General features: G+C 58.5%; 16 protein-coding genes. 5 read left to right on the top strand and 11 right to left on the bottom strand.

The window, feature by feature from the left end:
- Positions 1-50 precede the first annotated feature (50 nt).
- From USG84_RS19305 to USG84_RS19290, 4 genes are all read left to right on the top strand, one after another.
- Positions 51-1,595: a PTS transporter subunit EIIC gene (locus USG84_RS19305; protein ID WP_061097392.1), complete on the top strand. Its 1,545-nt coding sequence runs from the start codon at positions 51-53 to the stop codon at positions 1,593-1,595.
- 12 nt (positions 1,596-1,607) lie between these two features.
- On the top strand, positions 1,608-2,975 hold the full coding sequence (locus USG84_RS19300; protein ID WP_151414109.1) for a 6-phospho-alpha-glucosidase: 1,368 nt from the start codon (positions 1,608-1,610) through the stop codon (positions 2,973-2,975).
- 90 nt (positions 2,976-3,065) lie between these two features.
- Complete coding sequence (gene sseA / locus USG84_RS19295; protein ID WP_253542961.1) at positions 3,066-3,911, top strand: 3-mercaptopyruvate sulfurtransferase; 846 nt, start codon at positions 3,066-3,068, stop codon at positions 3,909-3,911.
- On the top strand, positions 3,911-4,681 hold the full coding sequence (locus USG84_RS19290; RefSeq protein ID WP_151414110.1) for a MurR/RpiR family transcriptional regulator: 771 nt from the start codon (positions 3,911-3,913) through the stop codon (positions 4,679-4,681). The genes sseA and USG84_RS19290 overlap by 1 nt, the downstream gene beginning before the upstream one ends.
- Before the next feature lie 17 nt (positions 4,682-4,698).
- Here the strand turns inward: USG84_RS19290 and sseB are convergent, their stop codons facing one another.
- From sseB to trmJ, 11 genes are all read right to left on the bottom strand, one after another.
- Complete coding sequence (gene sseB, locus USG84_RS19285; protein ID WP_151414111.1) at positions 4,699-5,475, bottom strand: enhanced serine sensitivity protein SseB; 777 nt, start codon at positions 5,473-5,475, stop codon at positions 4,699-4,701.
- A gap of 110 nt (positions 5,476-5,585) precedes the next feature.
- Positions 5,586-6,872 (bottom strand): aminopeptidase PepB, encoded by a 1,287-nt coding sequence (pepB, locus tag USG84_RS19280; RefSeq protein ID WP_061097387.1) that lies wholly within the window; start codon positions 6,870-6,872, stop codon positions 5,586-5,588.
- Positions 6,873-6,925: 53 nt separating this feature from the next.
- Complete coding sequence (iscX, locus tag USG84_RS19275) at positions 6,926-7,126, bottom strand: Fe-S cluster assembly protein IscX (protein ID WP_003860650.1); 201 nt, start codon at positions 7,124-7,126, stop codon at positions 6,926-6,928.
- 1 nt (position 7,127) lies between these two features.
- A complete protein-coding gene (gene fdx / locus USG84_RS19270; protein WP_003860652.1) occupies positions 7,128-7,463 on the bottom strand; it encodes an ISC system 2Fe-2S type ferredoxin in 336 nt (111 codons plus the stop codon).
- A 1-nt stretch (position 7,464) separates the two neighbouring features.
- Positions 7,465-9,315, bottom strand: coding sequence for a Fe-S protein assembly chaperone HscA (gene hscA / locus USG84_RS19265; RefSeq protein ID WP_253542963.1), 1,851 nt, complete (start codon positions 9,313-9,315; stop codon positions 7,465-7,467).
- 14 nt (positions 9,316-9,329) lie between these two features.
- A complete protein-coding gene (gene hscB, locus USG84_RS19260; protein ID WP_061097385.1) occupies positions 9,330-9,845 on the bottom strand; it encodes a co-chaperone HscB in 516 nt (171 codons plus the stop codon).
- A 76-nt stretch (positions 9,846-9,921) separates the two neighbouring features.
- The gene (gene iscA, locus USG84_RS19255) at positions 9,922-10,245 is read right to left on the bottom strand and encodes an iron-sulfur cluster assembly protein IscA (RefSeq protein WP_003860659.1); all 324 of its coding nucleotides are present in this window, start codon (positions 10,243-10,245) and stop codon (positions 9,922-9,924) included.
- 13 nt (positions 10,246-10,258) lie between these two features.
- Positions 10,259-10,645 carry a Fe-S cluster assembly scaffold IscU gene (iscU, locus tag USG84_RS19250; protein ID WP_003860661.1) on the bottom strand — a complete coding sequence of 129 codons (387 nt, stop codon included), beginning with the start codon at positions 10,643-10,645 and terminating at the stop codon, positions 10,259-10,261.
- Between the two features lie 24 nt (positions 10,646-10,669).
- Positions 10,670-11,884, bottom strand: a complete 1,215-nt coding sequence (gene iscS, locus USG84_RS19245) for a cysteine desulfurase (RefSeq protein WP_003860663.1) — start codon at positions 11,882-11,884, stop codon at positions 10,670-10,672.
- Between the two features lie 117 nt (positions 11,885-12,001).
- Positions 12,002-12,493, bottom strand: a complete 492-nt coding sequence (gene iscR, locus USG84_RS19240) for a Fe-S cluster assembly transcriptional regulator IscR (protein ID WP_008502158.1) — start codon at positions 12,491-12,493, stop codon at positions 12,002-12,004.
- A gap of 220 nt (positions 12,494-12,713) precedes the next feature.
- Entirely contained in the window at positions 12,714-13,439 is a 726-nt protein-coding gene (gene trmJ / locus USG84_RS19235; protein ID WP_028014076.1) for a tRNA (cytosine(32)/uridine(32)-2'-O)-methyltransferase TrmJ, read from the bottom strand.
- Positions 13,440-13,571: 132 nt separating this feature from the next.
- Here trmJ and suhB point away from each other — a divergent pair, with 132 nt between their 5' ends.
- Positions 13,572-14,375: an inositol-1-monophosphatase gene (gene suhB / locus USG84_RS19230; RefSeq protein ID WP_028014077.1), complete on the top strand. Its 804-nt coding sequence runs from the start codon at positions 13,572-13,574 to the stop codon at positions 14,373-14,375.
- Positions 14,376-14,433 lie beyond the last annotated feature (58 nt).

Raw genomic sequence — 14,433 nt, 5'->3', positions numbered from 1 at the left:
TTTATGACCATGACGCACCCCGAGTGCGCGGTTCAATAAGAGAGAAAGCCATGAAACGAGCCGTGAACGCCCTACAAAATTTCGGAAAATCATTGTACGGACCGGTACTTATCTTACCTATCGTCGGTCTGTTTATCGCCTTTGGAAATGTGCTGGGCAACGGCAACCTGGCCGAATACTTGCCGTTCCTTGGCCATCCGCTTATCCAGAGTATCGGCCAGCTGATCGCCAAATCTGCCGTGTCGGTACTGGTCAACCTGGCGCTGGTGTTTGCCGTCGGGATCCCGATTGGCCTGGCGACGCGCGATAAAGGCTACGCGGCGCTGATTGGGTTGGTGACCTTCGTGGTGTTTATCAATGCCATGAACGTGACGCTACAGCTGCAGGGCGAACTGGCCCCTGCTGAGCAGATGAAAGCCGCCGGGCAAAGCATGGTGCTGGGCGTTCAGGTGCTGGAGATGGGCGTTTTCGCCGGGATCCTGACCGGGGCGCTCTCCGGTTATCTGTACAACAAATATTCCGGCGTACAGTTTAACGGCGCGATGGCGATTTACTCCGGCCACTGCTTTGTGGCGATTGTCATGTTGCCCGTCTCTATGCTGCTCGGCGTGGTAATGAGCGAACTCTGGCCGTTTGCCCAGCACGGCATTAGCGCGCTGGCGCTGGCCATTAAAGGTTCCGGCCCGTTCGGCGTAGCCATTTACGGTTTCCTTGAGCGCATTCTTGTGCCGACCGGCCTGCACCATCTGGTTTATACGCCGTTCCTCTATACCGAACTGGGCGGCACGCAGGAGGTGTGCGGCGCAACCTATCAGGGCGCGCGCAATATCTACTTCGCCGAGATGGCCTGCCCGGACGTGAAGCAGCTCAGCAGTACGGTAGTGTGGGACGCGCGCGGCATCAGCAAGATGTTCGGCCTACCCGCCGCCGCGCTGGCGATGTACATGACCGCGAAGCCGGAGCGTAAAGCCGTTGCGAAAGCCATTCTGATCCCGGCGGCGCTGACCTCGCTGCTGGTCGGCGTGACCGAGCCGATTGAGTTCTCCTTCCTGTTCGTCGCCCCGCTGCTGTTCGTGGTGCATGCGGTGCTGACCGGTATCGGCATGATGCTGTTCTCGCTGCTGGGCGTTCACGCCATCGGCGCCAACGGGATAATCGATTTCATTCTCTACAACCTGCCGCTCGGCACCGAGAAGTCCAACTGGCCGATGTACATCGTGGTCGGGCTGATCATGTTTGCCCTCTACTTCGTGGTGTTCCGCTTCCTGATCCTGCGCTTCAACATGAAAACCCCGGGCCGTGAGGATGAGGATCGGGAGACACGCCTCTACAGCAAGCAGGAGTACCAGGCGAAAGGTAATAACGACGGGCTGGGCGAGTCCATCGTGGTGGGCCTGGGCGGCCGGGAAAATATTGAGGTTGTGGATAACTGCTACACCCGCTTACGCGTCACGGTGAAGGATGTCGCCATCATCGACGAGCCGCGCCTGAAGGCGACCGGCGCGAAAGGGGTTATCAAACAAGGTAATAACGTTCAGGTGGTCTACGGGCTGCACGTCAAAAAAATGCGAGAAGCCGTTGAGACGTTTCTCTGAAAGGAGCTAAAGATGTTTACACCCCCATTCATTCTGTCGATTGCCGGCGGCGGCAGCACCTACACGCCGGGTATTGTGAAAAGCCTGATGGTGCGCCTGCAGGATTTCCCGCTGGCCGAAATCCGCCTCTATGACATCGACGAGGCGCGTCAGAACACCATTGCGCCGGTGGTTGAGAAAGTGATTCGCGACCACAGCCAGAGCATCAAATTTACCGTCACCAGTGACCCGGAAGTGGCGTTCAGCGGCGCGCATTTCGTCTTTGCCCAGATGCGCGTCGGCCAGTACAAAATGCGCGAGCAGGATGAGAAGATCCCGCTGCGTCACGGCGTGGTCGGCCAGGAGACCTGCGGCCCCGGCGGGCTGGCCTACGGACTGCGCACGATCCTGCCGATGGTCGAGCTTATCGATCTGGTGGATCGCTACGCGCATGAGAAAGCCTGGATCGTGAACTACTCCAACCCGGCGGCGATCGTCGCGGAAGGCGTGCGCCGCCTGCGCCCGCACGCTCGCGTGCTGAACATCTGCGATATGCCCGTCGCCGCGATGCGCAATATGGGGGCGATTCTGGGCGTGGATCGCCGCAGGCTGGAGGTGGACTACTTTGGCCTGAACCACTTCGGCTGGTTTACTCGCGTGCTGGTGGACGGCGAGGACAAGCTGCCGGAGCTGCGCAAGCATATCGCGAAGTTTGGCCTGCTGACGGAAGATGCGGCCAAAACCGATCCGCAGCACTCCGATCCGTCGTGGGTTAAAACCTGGCGCAACATCAAGCCGATTATGGATAACTTCCCGGAGTACCTGCCGAACCCGTATTTGCAGTACTACCTGATGCCGAACCAGATTGTGGAGCATCAGAACCCGGACTATACCCGCGCCAATGAAGTGATGAACGGGCGTGAGAAAAAACTTTTTGCCGCTGCTGAAGAGTACAAGCGCACCGGGATTTTACCGGATGCCTTCCACGTGGGCGTTCACGGCGAGTTTATCGTCGATGTCGCCTGCTCGCTGGCCTTTAACCTGCGCCAACGACATCTGGTGATGGTGGAAAACCGCGGGGCGATAACTAATCTACCGTACAATGCGGTGGTGGAAGTGCCCGCCTATATCACCTCCGAAGGGCCGGAGCCTGTGCGCGTGGGGCAGGTGCCGCTGTTCCATCAGACTCTGCTGCAACAGCAGCTGGCGTCTGAACAGCTGCTGGTAGAGGCGACCATCGAGGGCAGCTATGAGAAAGCGCTTCAGGCGTTCACCCTCAACCGCACCGTGCCGACCATGGAGCACGCGAAAGCGATTCTGGATGATATGATTGAAGCCAACCGCGACTACTGGCCTGCGCTGCAAAAAGCCTGGCAAGACGGCGAACCGGTGAAAAAATAGGGGCTTGCTCGCGAGTTGAACGAGGTTTGCTTGTCGGTGTCAGAAAAAACACCGACAATCCTTTTTTACGGAAAAGAATGGAGGCAACCCATGTCCACCTCATATTTTGTCGCCGCCGACTGGCTGATTGAGCACGGCGACGATCCGGAAGTCCAGATCATTGACGCGCGTATGGCCCCGCCGGGCCAGGAACATCGAGACGTTCCAGGTGAATACCGCGAAGGGCATCTGCCTGGCGCGGTATTTTTTGATATCGAAGCCCTCTCCGATCATACCTCCCCCCTGCCGCACATGCTGCCGCGCCCGGAAGCGTTTTCCGTGGCGATGCGCGAGCTGGGCGTCAGCAAAGACAAACATCTTGTTGTTTACGATGAAGGTAACCTCTTCTCCGCGCCGCGCGCGTGGTGGATGCTGAAACAGTTTGGCGTGGAAAAAGTTTCGATTCTGGCGGGCGGTCTGGCGGGCTGGAAGCGCGACGAGCTGCCGCTCCAGCAGGGCGACGTGACGCTGCCGGAAGGCGAGTTCGACGCGACGTTCGACGCTAACGTGGTGAAACGCCTGACCGACGTGCTGGTCGCGAGCCATGAAAAAACGGCGCAAATCGTCGATGCCCGCCCCGCCCCGCGCTTTAATGCCGAAGCGGACGAGCCGCGTCCGGGACTGAAGCGCGGACATATCCCGGGGGCGCTGAACGTGCCGTGGGGCGACCTGGTGTTTGAGGGCGAGCTGAAAACCACCGACGAGCTGCGCGCCATTTTTGATCGTGCGGGCGTGGATTTACATCGTCCGATTATTGCCAGCTGCGGTTCCGGCGTAACCGCCTGCGTAGTGATTCTGGCGCTCGCCACGCTCGGCGCGAACGACGTCACGCTCTACGACGGCGCCTGGAGCGAATGGGGTGCGCGAGACGATCTGCCGGTTGAACCAACGAAATAATGGATAACCGCCTGGCCACGCTGTTAACGCGCGGGGCGTCGCTGACCCGCGCGGAGTATCGCGTCCTCGCCCACCTCACGGAGCATCCGCTGCTGGTGGGCAACATCACGGTGCGTGAGCTGGCGCAGGCGACGTTTGTTTCGACCGCCACCATTATGCGGCTGTGTCAGAAGCTGGGGTTCAGCGGCTTTAGCGAATTTATCTGGCACTGCAAGCAGCTGCTCTCCGACACGCCGCATATTGCCGCCGAGGCGCAATCCCTTCCTGAACTCCCGGCGCTGTTTAATCAGTTTATCGCCAACTATCAGCACACCTTCCAGTGGGTCACGCAGGAGAAGCGCCAGCAGTTTGCCGGGCTGCTGCGCCAGAAAGAGAGCTTTTTTCTCTACGGGGCCGGATTTTCCTATCTGTTTGCCGAGTACCTGACCAAGAAGCTGCAGGTGTTGGGCAAAACGGCGTTCATCTCCGGGCCGGGGGACAGCCGGAATATTTTCCTCAGCAACGCCGCCCGCTATCAGGTGTTTATCGCCGTTTCGCGAAGCGGCGAAACGGAGCAGGTGCTGGATAAAGCGCGGATTGCCAAAAACGTCGGCATGACGATCGTCGCCTTTACCCGCGCGTCGGCCAATACGCTGGCGGGGATGGCGGACGTGCATTTTGCTCTCTATGACGAAGCGGTGCACTTCGCCGCCGAAGCCGCGGGCGTGACGTCGTTTGAGTCGAATCTGGTGCTGCTGATGGATCTACTGCTGCTGGAAGCAACGGGGTGATATTCACCCCGCCGTAATCAGATGATGCGGTTAGTCTTGAGATCGCGCAGGAAGCCGCCCCAGCGACGCTCGTAGAACGGGGGGATGTGTTCGGTGATAAAGTGGCTGATGCCCTTTTCACCTTTCGTCACCTGACAGATATCGATCGGCTCATCGCCAGGCAGCGTGTCGGTGGCCACGCTTCCCGCCGCCTGAATGATGTCGTCGATATCGCCGTCGGCCTCAATCCCAATCAGCAGAACAGGCTTTTCGTCAGCGCTCTCTTTGATCGAGCAGAGGAACGCGCGTCTAACCGGTTTCAGGGTTTTGAACAGCGTGGTCAGCGAATCGATCATCTGCGCAGGCGGCTCGGCCACCTCAGACAGCAGCAGCGTTTCTCCCCCTTCCAGCACCTCCTGGGTGCTGAGCGGGTTACCCTCTTCACCGATCAGGTGGCTGATTTCACGCGGGGTGAACTCTTTCCCGGTTGGCAGCTTAGCGTTAAGGAACAGCGTCTGGCCCAGCGTCATTTCAAACAGGGTACGCACCGGCATCACCACGAACGCCTGTTCATCTTCTACCGCTTCCTGCAGCGCTTCCAGCGAGGTGAAGAACGGGATCACCGAGGTGCCGTCGTCTTTCTCCCAGTGCAGCAGATCCAGCGCGCTGTCTTCGACAACCTGCTCACCTTCCGCCGCGGTGCCCGGCACCCAGACGGTGGATTCCAGCAGCGTGCGGAAAAATGCCGGACGGTGGGCGGGCTCGGTCGCCGCCTGCTCCAGCAGGGTTTCTAATTCGTTTTTGGTTTCGGACATAGTTATTCCAGATGGTGCTTTTCCCCTCACCCTAACCCTCTCCCCAAAGGGGAGAGGGAATTTGAACACCCTCTCCCCTTTGGGGAGAGGGCTGGGGTGAGGGGCAACGATTACTCAGCCGTCAGCAGGTTCGCCACGGTACGAACGCCCAGACCGGTCGCGCCCGCGGACCACTGCTCAACTGCCGCTTTACGGTAGGTTGCGGAGCAGTCGATGTGCAGCCAGCCTTCGTGATAATTCTCAACGAAGTGCGACAGGAAGCCTGCTGCGGTGCTTGCCCCCGCCGGGTACGCCGCGCTCGCGGTGTTGTTCAGTTCGGCAAAGTTAGACGGCAGCTGGCTGCGGTGGAACTCGGCCAGAGGCAGACGCCAGAACGGTTCGTTTTCCGCAGCGGCGCTTGCCAGCAGGCGAGCGGCCAGCTTGTCGTCGAAGCTGAACAGCGCGTGGTAGTCGTTGCCCAGGGCGGTTTTCGCCGCGCCGGTCAGGGTCGCCATGTCGATAATCAGCTCTGGCTTCTGCGCGGAGGCGTCGATCAGGCCATCGGCCAGCACCAGACGGCCTTCGGCGTCGGTGTTCATCACCTCAACGTTTTTACCGTTGCGGTAGCGAATGATGTCGCCCAGCTTGAAGGCGTTGCCGCTCACCATGTTGTCCGCGCAGCACAGGTAGAGCTTCACGCGCTTGTTCAGACCGCGGGTGATGGCGAACGCCAGCGCGCCGGTGATGGTAGCCGCGCCGCCCATGTCGGACTTCATGGAGTCCATGAACGCGCTCTGCTTCAGGCTGTAGCCGCCGGTGTCAAAGGTGATGCCTTTACCCACCAGGCAGGCAAACACCGGAGCTTCTTTATCGCCGGTTGGGTTGTAATCCAGCGCCAGCAGGACCGGAGGACGCTCAGAACCGCGGCCCACGGTGTGGATGCCCATGTAGTTCTGCTCGCGCAGATCTTCACCTTTGGTGATACGGTAAGACATCTTGTCGCCCGCCACGCCGCACAGCAGGTCAACCGCGCGCTGCGCCAGCTGCTCAGGGCCTAACTCTTCCGCCGGGGCGTTGATGGTGTCGCGCACCCAGTCGATAATTTGCAGGCGGCTTTCCAGCTCTTTTTGACCGGCTTCGTCGAGGTTCGCCCACTCAATTTTGCGGGTGCCCTTCGGGCCTTTGTAGCCCGCCCAGAATGCCCAGCTGCGGTCGGTGTCCCAGCCTTCGCCTTCCAGGGACACATGCTTAATGCCCAGTCCATCAATTTTACGCGCCGCGCGCTGGATCAGACCTAAATCATCTTTGCCCGTCAGGTGCAGGGTAATACCGTCGTTGTTGATGCTGTACGTGGCTTTCTCGCCCCAGCGCGCGTCGGCTGGCTGCGTAGAGAGCGTAATCTTCATCGCTTCGGTCATTTTATTTATCCTTATTAGCAAACGGGCCGCCTGAAGGCAGCCCGTTAAGTGATTTACTCTGCTTCATCTAACCAGACTAACAGAATCGCCTCCAGAATTTTTTCATTGGATGCGTTTGGATCGTCGTCGAAATCCTCTAAATCGCAGATCCACTGGTGCATGTCGGTGAATCGTACGGTCTTCGGATCGAGATCCGGGTTCGCGTCGTAGAGCGCTTCGCCGATTTCGCGGCTGTCTGTCCACTTCAGTCCCATATTAATGCTCGCGTGCGTGGTTGATGGTATAGCGTGGGAATTCCACGACCAGATCTTCATCGGTCACCGCGGCCTGGCAGCTCAGGCGGCTGTCTGGCTCCAGACCCCATGCTTTATCCAGCATGTCGTCTTCGTCTTCGGTGCTCTCGGCGAGAGAGTCAAAACCTTCACGCACGATGCAGTGGCAGGTGGTGCAGGCACAGGATTTTTCACAGGCGTGTTCCACTTCGATACCTGCACGCAGGGCAACATCGAGAATGGTTTCACCGGTCTTCGCTTCCAGAACAGCGCCATCCGGACAGAGGTCCGCATGAGGCAAAATAACAATCTTTGGCATATTAAACCTCGTCCACGGACTGGCCTTTCAGCGCGACGCGGACAGATTTGTCCATGCGGCGAGCAGCGAAGTCCTGGGTTTGTTTATCAACGTTTTTAATGGCTTCTTCTATTGCGTCAGCGTCATTGCCTTCAGCGACCTCGCTTAAGTGCGCGGCAGCCTCGTCAATTACCTGACGCTCAGCGGCGCTTAACAGCGCGGCATCGGCAGCAAGCGCGCCGTTCAGGCTTTCCAGCACGCGGGCGGCTTCAACTTTTTGTTCAGCCAGCATACGCGCCTTCACATCCTGCTCGGCGTAGCTCATTGAGTCCTGAATCATGGAGGCGATTTCGCCATCGGTCAGGCCGTAAGACGGCTTCACCTGGATGGACGATTCCACGCCGGTGGATTTTTCCATCGCCGTGACGCTCAGCAGGCCGTCCGCATCCACCTGGAAAGTCACGCGAATATGCGCCCCGCCCGCAGGTAGCGCCGGAATGCCGCGCAGCGCAAAGCGCGCCAGAGAGCGGCAGTCCTGCACCAGCTCGCGTTCGCCCTGCATCACGTGGATGGACATCGCGGTCTGGCCGTCCTTAAAGGTAGTGAACTCCTGCGCGCGCGCCACCGGAATGGTGGTGTTACGCGGGATCACTTTCTCCACCAGGCCGCCCATGGTTTCTAAACCCAGCGACAGCGGGATGACGTCCAGCAGCAGCATTTCGCTGTCCGGCTTGTTGCCGACCAGAATATCGGCCTGGATCGCGGCGCCCACGGCGACCACTTTGTCCGGGTCGATGGAGGTCAGCGGCGTGCGGCCAAAGAATTCGCCCACGCGCTCGCGCACCAGCGGCACGCGGGTCGAACCGCCCACCATGACCACTTCCAGCACCTCGCTGGCCTCGACGCCCGCATCTTTCAATGCGCGACGGCAGGCCAGCAGGGTACGTTTCACCAGCGGGGCAATCAGATCGCTGAACTGGTCGCGGGTGATGTCACCCTGCCAGCCTGCGACATTAACGGTAACCGCCTGCGCATCGCTCAGGGCGATTTTGGCGTCAATCGCCGCGTCCAGCAGTTCACGCTGTACGCGGGCATCGCTGCGATCGCTGATGCCCGCCTGCTCGCGAATGTAATCCGCCAGCAGATGGTCGAAGTCATCGCCGCCCAGCGCGGAATCCCCGCCGGTCGCCAGGACTTCAAACACCCCGCGGCTTAAGCGCAGGATCGAGATATCAAAGGTGCCGCCGCCGAGGTCGTAAACCGCGATTACCCCTTCCTGACCGGAGTCGAGGCCGTAGGCAATCGCCGCCGCCGTCGGTTCGTTCAGCAGGCGCAGCACGTGCAGGCCCGCCAGACGCGCGGCGTCTTTGGTGCCCTGACGCTGTGCATCGTCAAAATAGGCCGGAACGGTGATCACCACGCCGTCCAGATCGCCGCCGAGCGTCGCTTTAGCACGCTCCGCCAGCGCTTTGAGGATGTCAGCGGAAACGCGAATCGGGTTCAGCAGGCCGGCCGCGGTCGCGATCATCGGCAGGCCGTTTTCACTGGCCTGCAGCTGATACGGCAGATGCGGATAGCGGGCCTGAATATCGGCCAGCGAGCGGCCCATCATGCGCTTGACGGAGCTGATGGTGTTGGCCGGATCGCGCGCGGCGTTGGCGCGGGCGTCATAGCCGACCGCGTGCCCCTGCTGCTGGTAGTGAACCACGGAAGGCAGCAGATGGCGGCCCTGCTCGTCGGCCAGCGTTTCCGCCTGGCCGCTGCGCACGGTCGCCACGAGGGAATTGGTGGTGCCCAGATCGATACCCACCGCCAGTCGACGCTGGTGCGGTGCGGCACTTAAGCCAGGCTCACTAATTTGTAATAAGGCCATAATTGCTTCCGAAATTAAAAATCGAGCAGCTTTTCTTCGAGTTGTTCAGCGCTGCTTCGCAGTTTATCGAGAAAACGGAGTTTGCGCACAGTATCTGCCGCCACGTCCCAGGTCTCGTTGTTCAGTTGCTCCACCATCTGCTGATGGCGGGTATCGAACATGCCCTTTACGCGCTTAATGAAGCTTTCCAGACGCGCTTCGTCTTTGGCCTGTTCAATCTCGTCCAGCTCTTCGCGAAGCGTAAGCTGCTCCATCAGAAACGCCGTGTCGCGCACGGTGTGCTGCTCGCTCGCGAGATCAAAGCCGTGGAGCGAGAGCAGGTATTCTGCACGCGCCAGCGGATGGCGCAGCGTCTGCCAGGCCTGATTGATGGTGGCAGAATGGGAAACCGCAGCCAGCTGTTCTGCCTGCGTCCCGCTGGCGAATTTATCCGGATGATACTGACGCTGCAGATCCTGAAAGCGGACCGTCAGCGCCTGCAAATCGATCGGGTATTGAGCGGGTAGTCCGAAGAGAGTGAAGTAATCCATAACAATCTCAGGGGTAGCCTGTTAGAACAAACCCCACGCGTAGCAAAGCCACGGTGGGGTTTCGGATGACGCGCGGTTAAACGTGGAAGCTTTCGCCGCAACCACACTCGTCTTTAACGTTCGGGTTCGTGAATTTGAACCCTTCGTTCAGGCCTTCTTTTACGAAGTCCAGCTGAGTGCCGTTGAGGAATTGCAGGCTTTTGCCATCGACCACCACCTTCACGCCCTTGTCTTCAAACACGGTGTCGTCAGACGCCGGCTCGTCAACAAACTCCAGTACGTAAGCCATACCAGAACAGCCGGAGGTACGTACGCCCAGTCGCAGGCCAAAGCCTTTACCACGGTTCGCCAGAAAAGAGCTTACTCGCGCGGCAGCGCTGTCGCTAAGGGTAATCGACATACTCAAACCTCAATTATTTTGCTTCACGTTTGCTTTTGTAATCCGCAATGGCGGCTTTGATCGCGTCTTCTGCCAGAATTGAACAGTGAATTTTCACCGGCGGCAGTTCGAGTTCTTCAGCAATATCCGTGTTTTTGATTGCCTGTGCTTCGTCCAGAGACTTGCCCTTCACCCACTCGGTGACCAGGGAGCTGGACGCAATTGCAGAACCGCAGCCGTAAGTCTTGAAACGCGCGTCTTCAATGATACCTTCATTGTTGACTTTAATCTGCAACTTCATCACGTCGCCACACGCCGGTGCGCCAACCATGCCGCTACCGACAGATTCGTCGCTGTTGTCAAAAGAGCCAACGTTGCGCGGGTTCTCGTAATGATCGATAACTTTTTCGCTGTATGCCATGATTGAATTCTCCTTATGTACCGATTAGTGATGTGACCATTCAATGCTGTTCAGATCCACGCCCTGCTTAAACATTTCCCACAGTGGAGAAAGATCGCGCAGACGGCCGATGGAGTTACGAACCAGCTTGATGGTGTAGTCAATCTCTTCTTCGGTAGTGAAACGACCTAAAGAGAAACGGATAGAGCTGTGTGCCAGCTCGTCGGTCATGCCCAGCGCGCGCAGCACGTAGGATGGCTCCAGGCTTGCAGACGTACAGGCAGAACCGGAAGAAACGGCCAGGTCTTTCAGCGCCATGATCAGCGATTCGCCTTCAACATAGTTGAAGCTGACGTTGAGGATGTTCGGCGCGCCCTGCTCGAGATCGCCGTTCAGATATACTTCTTCCATATCTTTCACGCCGTCCCACAGACGGTTACGCAGCGTGCGCAGGCGCGCCATCTCGGTTTCCATCTCTTCTTTCGCAATGCGGTACGCTTCGCCCATGCCCACGATCTGGTGAACAGGCAGCGTACCGGAACGCATGCCGCGCTCGTGACCACCGCCGTGCATCTGTGCTTCGATGCGGATACGAGGCTTACGACGAACATACAGCGCGCCGATCCCTTTCGGGCCATAGATTTTGTGGCCGGAGAAGGACATCAGATCTACTTTCAGCTGGCTCAGGTCGATAGGCAGTTTGCCCACGCTCTGGGTCGCATCCACGTGGTAGATGATACCGCGCGCGCGGCACATTTCGCCGATGGTCGCGATGTCCTGAACGACGCCGATTTCGTTGTTAACGTGCATGATGGAGACCAGGATGGTGTCATCACGCATGGCTGCTTCGAGCTCTTTCAGGTCAATAATACCGTTGCTCTGTGGCGCCAGATAGGTTACTTCGAACCCTTCACGCTCCAGCTGGCGGCAGGTGTCCAGCACGGCTTTGTGTTCGGTTTTGCTGGTGATGATGTGCTTGCCTTTTTTCTGATAAAAGTTGGCTGCACCTTTGATCGCCAGGTTGTCGGATTCGGTCGCACCGGAGGTGAAAACAATCTCACGCGGGTCGGCACCCACCAGGTCAGCGATCTGATTACGGGCGATATCCACCGCCTCTTCAGCATGCCAACCAAAACGGTGTGAACGGGAAGCTGGGTTACCAAAGTTTCCGTCCAGGGTCAGACACTGCATCATTTTCTCGGCAACACGCGGGTCCACCGGCGTGGTTGCGGAGTAGTCGAGATAAATCGGTAATTTCATTGCTCTATAAACTCCGTACATCGCTTCAATGCAAGGAATCAGGCAACCGGCTGGATGTACGACCGAGTACGCGGGGTGTTATCACCCCGGCCTGATTCTGAAATACTTATCGTTTTATTACGCGCGTAATTTGACGTCGATAGCGTCCTGCGCGCGGGTGCTGCGTTGTGAATCATGGCTGTGCTGACGGCCTGATACGTCCAGAACTTCCTGGTTATTGACCAGCTCACCGAGGGTGATGTTGTTCAGGAAGCCGGTCAGACGGTCGCTCAGGTCGCGCCACAGCGCGTGGGTCAGGCACTTATCGCCGCCCTGGCAGCCGCCTTTACCTTGGCAACGGGTCGCGTCAACGGATTCGTCAACGGCGCTAATCACTTCGCCAACCGCAATACTGCCCGCGTCTTTCCCCAGCAGATAACCGCCGCCCGGGCCACGAACGCTGGAAACCAGTCCATTTTTACGCAGTCTGGAGAACAGCTGTTCCAGGTAAGAGAGGGAGATCCCTTGTCGTTCAGAAATATCAGCCAACGGAACCGGGCCCGCTTCGGAGTTGAGCGCAACGTCCAGCATCGCGGTCACGGCATAACGCCCTTTAGATGTCAGTCTCATGTCTTACTTAACCTCAAACTCGCCCCTGCCCGGGGTTTTTTATTGTAAAATGGGGGTATTGCATAGCAGGGCCAAGTCTGACATTCCTGACTAAAATGGTCAACTATTTACTTGACTGTTTTAGTCAGGTATTTAACCTTCCGTGCCGTTTTGCCGGGGTGCGGCCTGATGCCCTCAACCCGGCCCTCTGCCACTGGGAGAGGGCGAAAACAAACCGGCACTACTCTTTATTCTTCTGCTCAATCGACGCAAGAATTCCGCGCAGGATATTCAGCTCCTGGCTTTCCGGGCGCGCGCGGGTGAACATGCGGCGCAGCTTGTTCATTACCTGGCCAGGGTGGCCTTCACGGATGAAGCCGGTCGCGAGCAGCGTCTGCTCCAGGTGACCGTAGAAACGCTCCAGGTCGTCCACCAATGGATAGGCCGTCTCTTCTTTCGGTTCTGCCTGCTTCTCCTGCGTCGCCAGCCACGCCATACGCACTTCGTAGGCGATAACCTGCACCGCCATCGCCAGGTTCAGCGAGCTGTATTCCGGGTTGGCGGCAATCGCCACGTGGTAGTGACACTTCTGCAGTTCGTCGTTGGTCAGGCCAACGCGCTCGCGGCCAAACACCAGCGCAACCGGCGCCTGCTCTGCTTCCGAGACGCTTTTCAGGCCGCATTCACGCGGGTCCAGCATCGGCCACGGCAGCGTGCGTGAGCGCGCGCTGGTGCCCACAACAAGGCTGCAGCCGGCCAGCGCTTCGTCGAGGGTATCAACGATCTGCGCGTTGCCGATCACGTCGCTGGCTCCGGCCGCCAGAGCGATGGCCTGGGAGTCAGGCTTCACCAGCGGGTTAACCAGCCACAGGTTCGTTAAGCCCATGGTTTTCATAGCGCGGGCAACGGAGCCCATGTTGCCGGTGTGCGATGTTTCGACCAGCACGATTCGAATGTTTTGCAGCATAATTTTTAGATGTCTGGATTCAGTGTCTGAAGAATATTCGGGCATATTATCATAAACGGGAGACATAATCCGATCCCGCTGCTATACTCTGCGCCGATTTTCCTGTTCTTTAACATCCAGTGAGAGAGACCGATGCATCCGATGCTGACCATCGCCGTGCGCGCAGCGCGCAAGGCGGGTAACGTAATTGCCAAACACTACGAAACGCCAGACTCCGTAGAAACCAGCCAGAAAGGCAGCAATGATTTCGTGACTAACGTCGATAAAGCCGCAGAAGCGATTATTATCGAAACGATCCGTAAATCTTACCCGCAGCACACCATCATCACCGAAGAAAGCGGTGAACATGAAGGTACCGATCAGGATGTTCAATGGGTTATCGATCCACTGGATGGCACCACCAACTTCGTCAAACGCCTGCCACACTTCTCTGTGTCAATCGCAGTACGCATCAAAGGCCGTACTGAAGTCGCCGTTGTTTACGATCCAATGCGTAACGAACTGTTCACCGCTACCCGTGGCCAGGGCGCACAGCTGAACGGCTACCGTCTGCGCTGCAGCAATGCACGCGACCTGGACGGCACCATCCTGGCGACCGGCTTCCCGTTCAAGGCGAAGCAGCACGCAACCACCTATATGAATATTCTGGGCAAGCTGTTCACCGAATGCGCGGACTTCCGTCGCACCGGCTCCGCTGCGCTGGATCTGGCCTACGTTGCCACCGGCCGCGTTGACGGTTACTTCGAACTGTCACTGAAGCCGTGGGACTTCGCTGCGGGCGAGCTGATCGCGCGTGAAGCCGGCGCGATTGTTTGCGACTTCACCGGCGGCCACAACTACATGACCACCGGCAACATCGTTGCGGGTAACCCACGCGTTGTTAAAGCCATGCTGGCCAACATGCGTGACGAGCTGAGCGATGCGCTGAAGCGTTAATGCCGAAAATGCCCTCTCCCTGTGGGAGAGGGTCAGGGTGAGGGCATCAGGCCGCACC

The organism is Enterobacter sp. 168J2, from assembly GCF_034107265.1.
In the GTDB taxonomy this organism is placed as follows: domain Bacteria; phylum Pseudomonadota; class Gammaproteobacteria; order Enterobacterales; family Enterobacteriaceae; genus Enterobacter; species Enterobacter nematophilus.
Note: the sequence above shows the minus strand (reverse complement) of the source record. Positions and strands in the feature narration are given on the sequence as shown.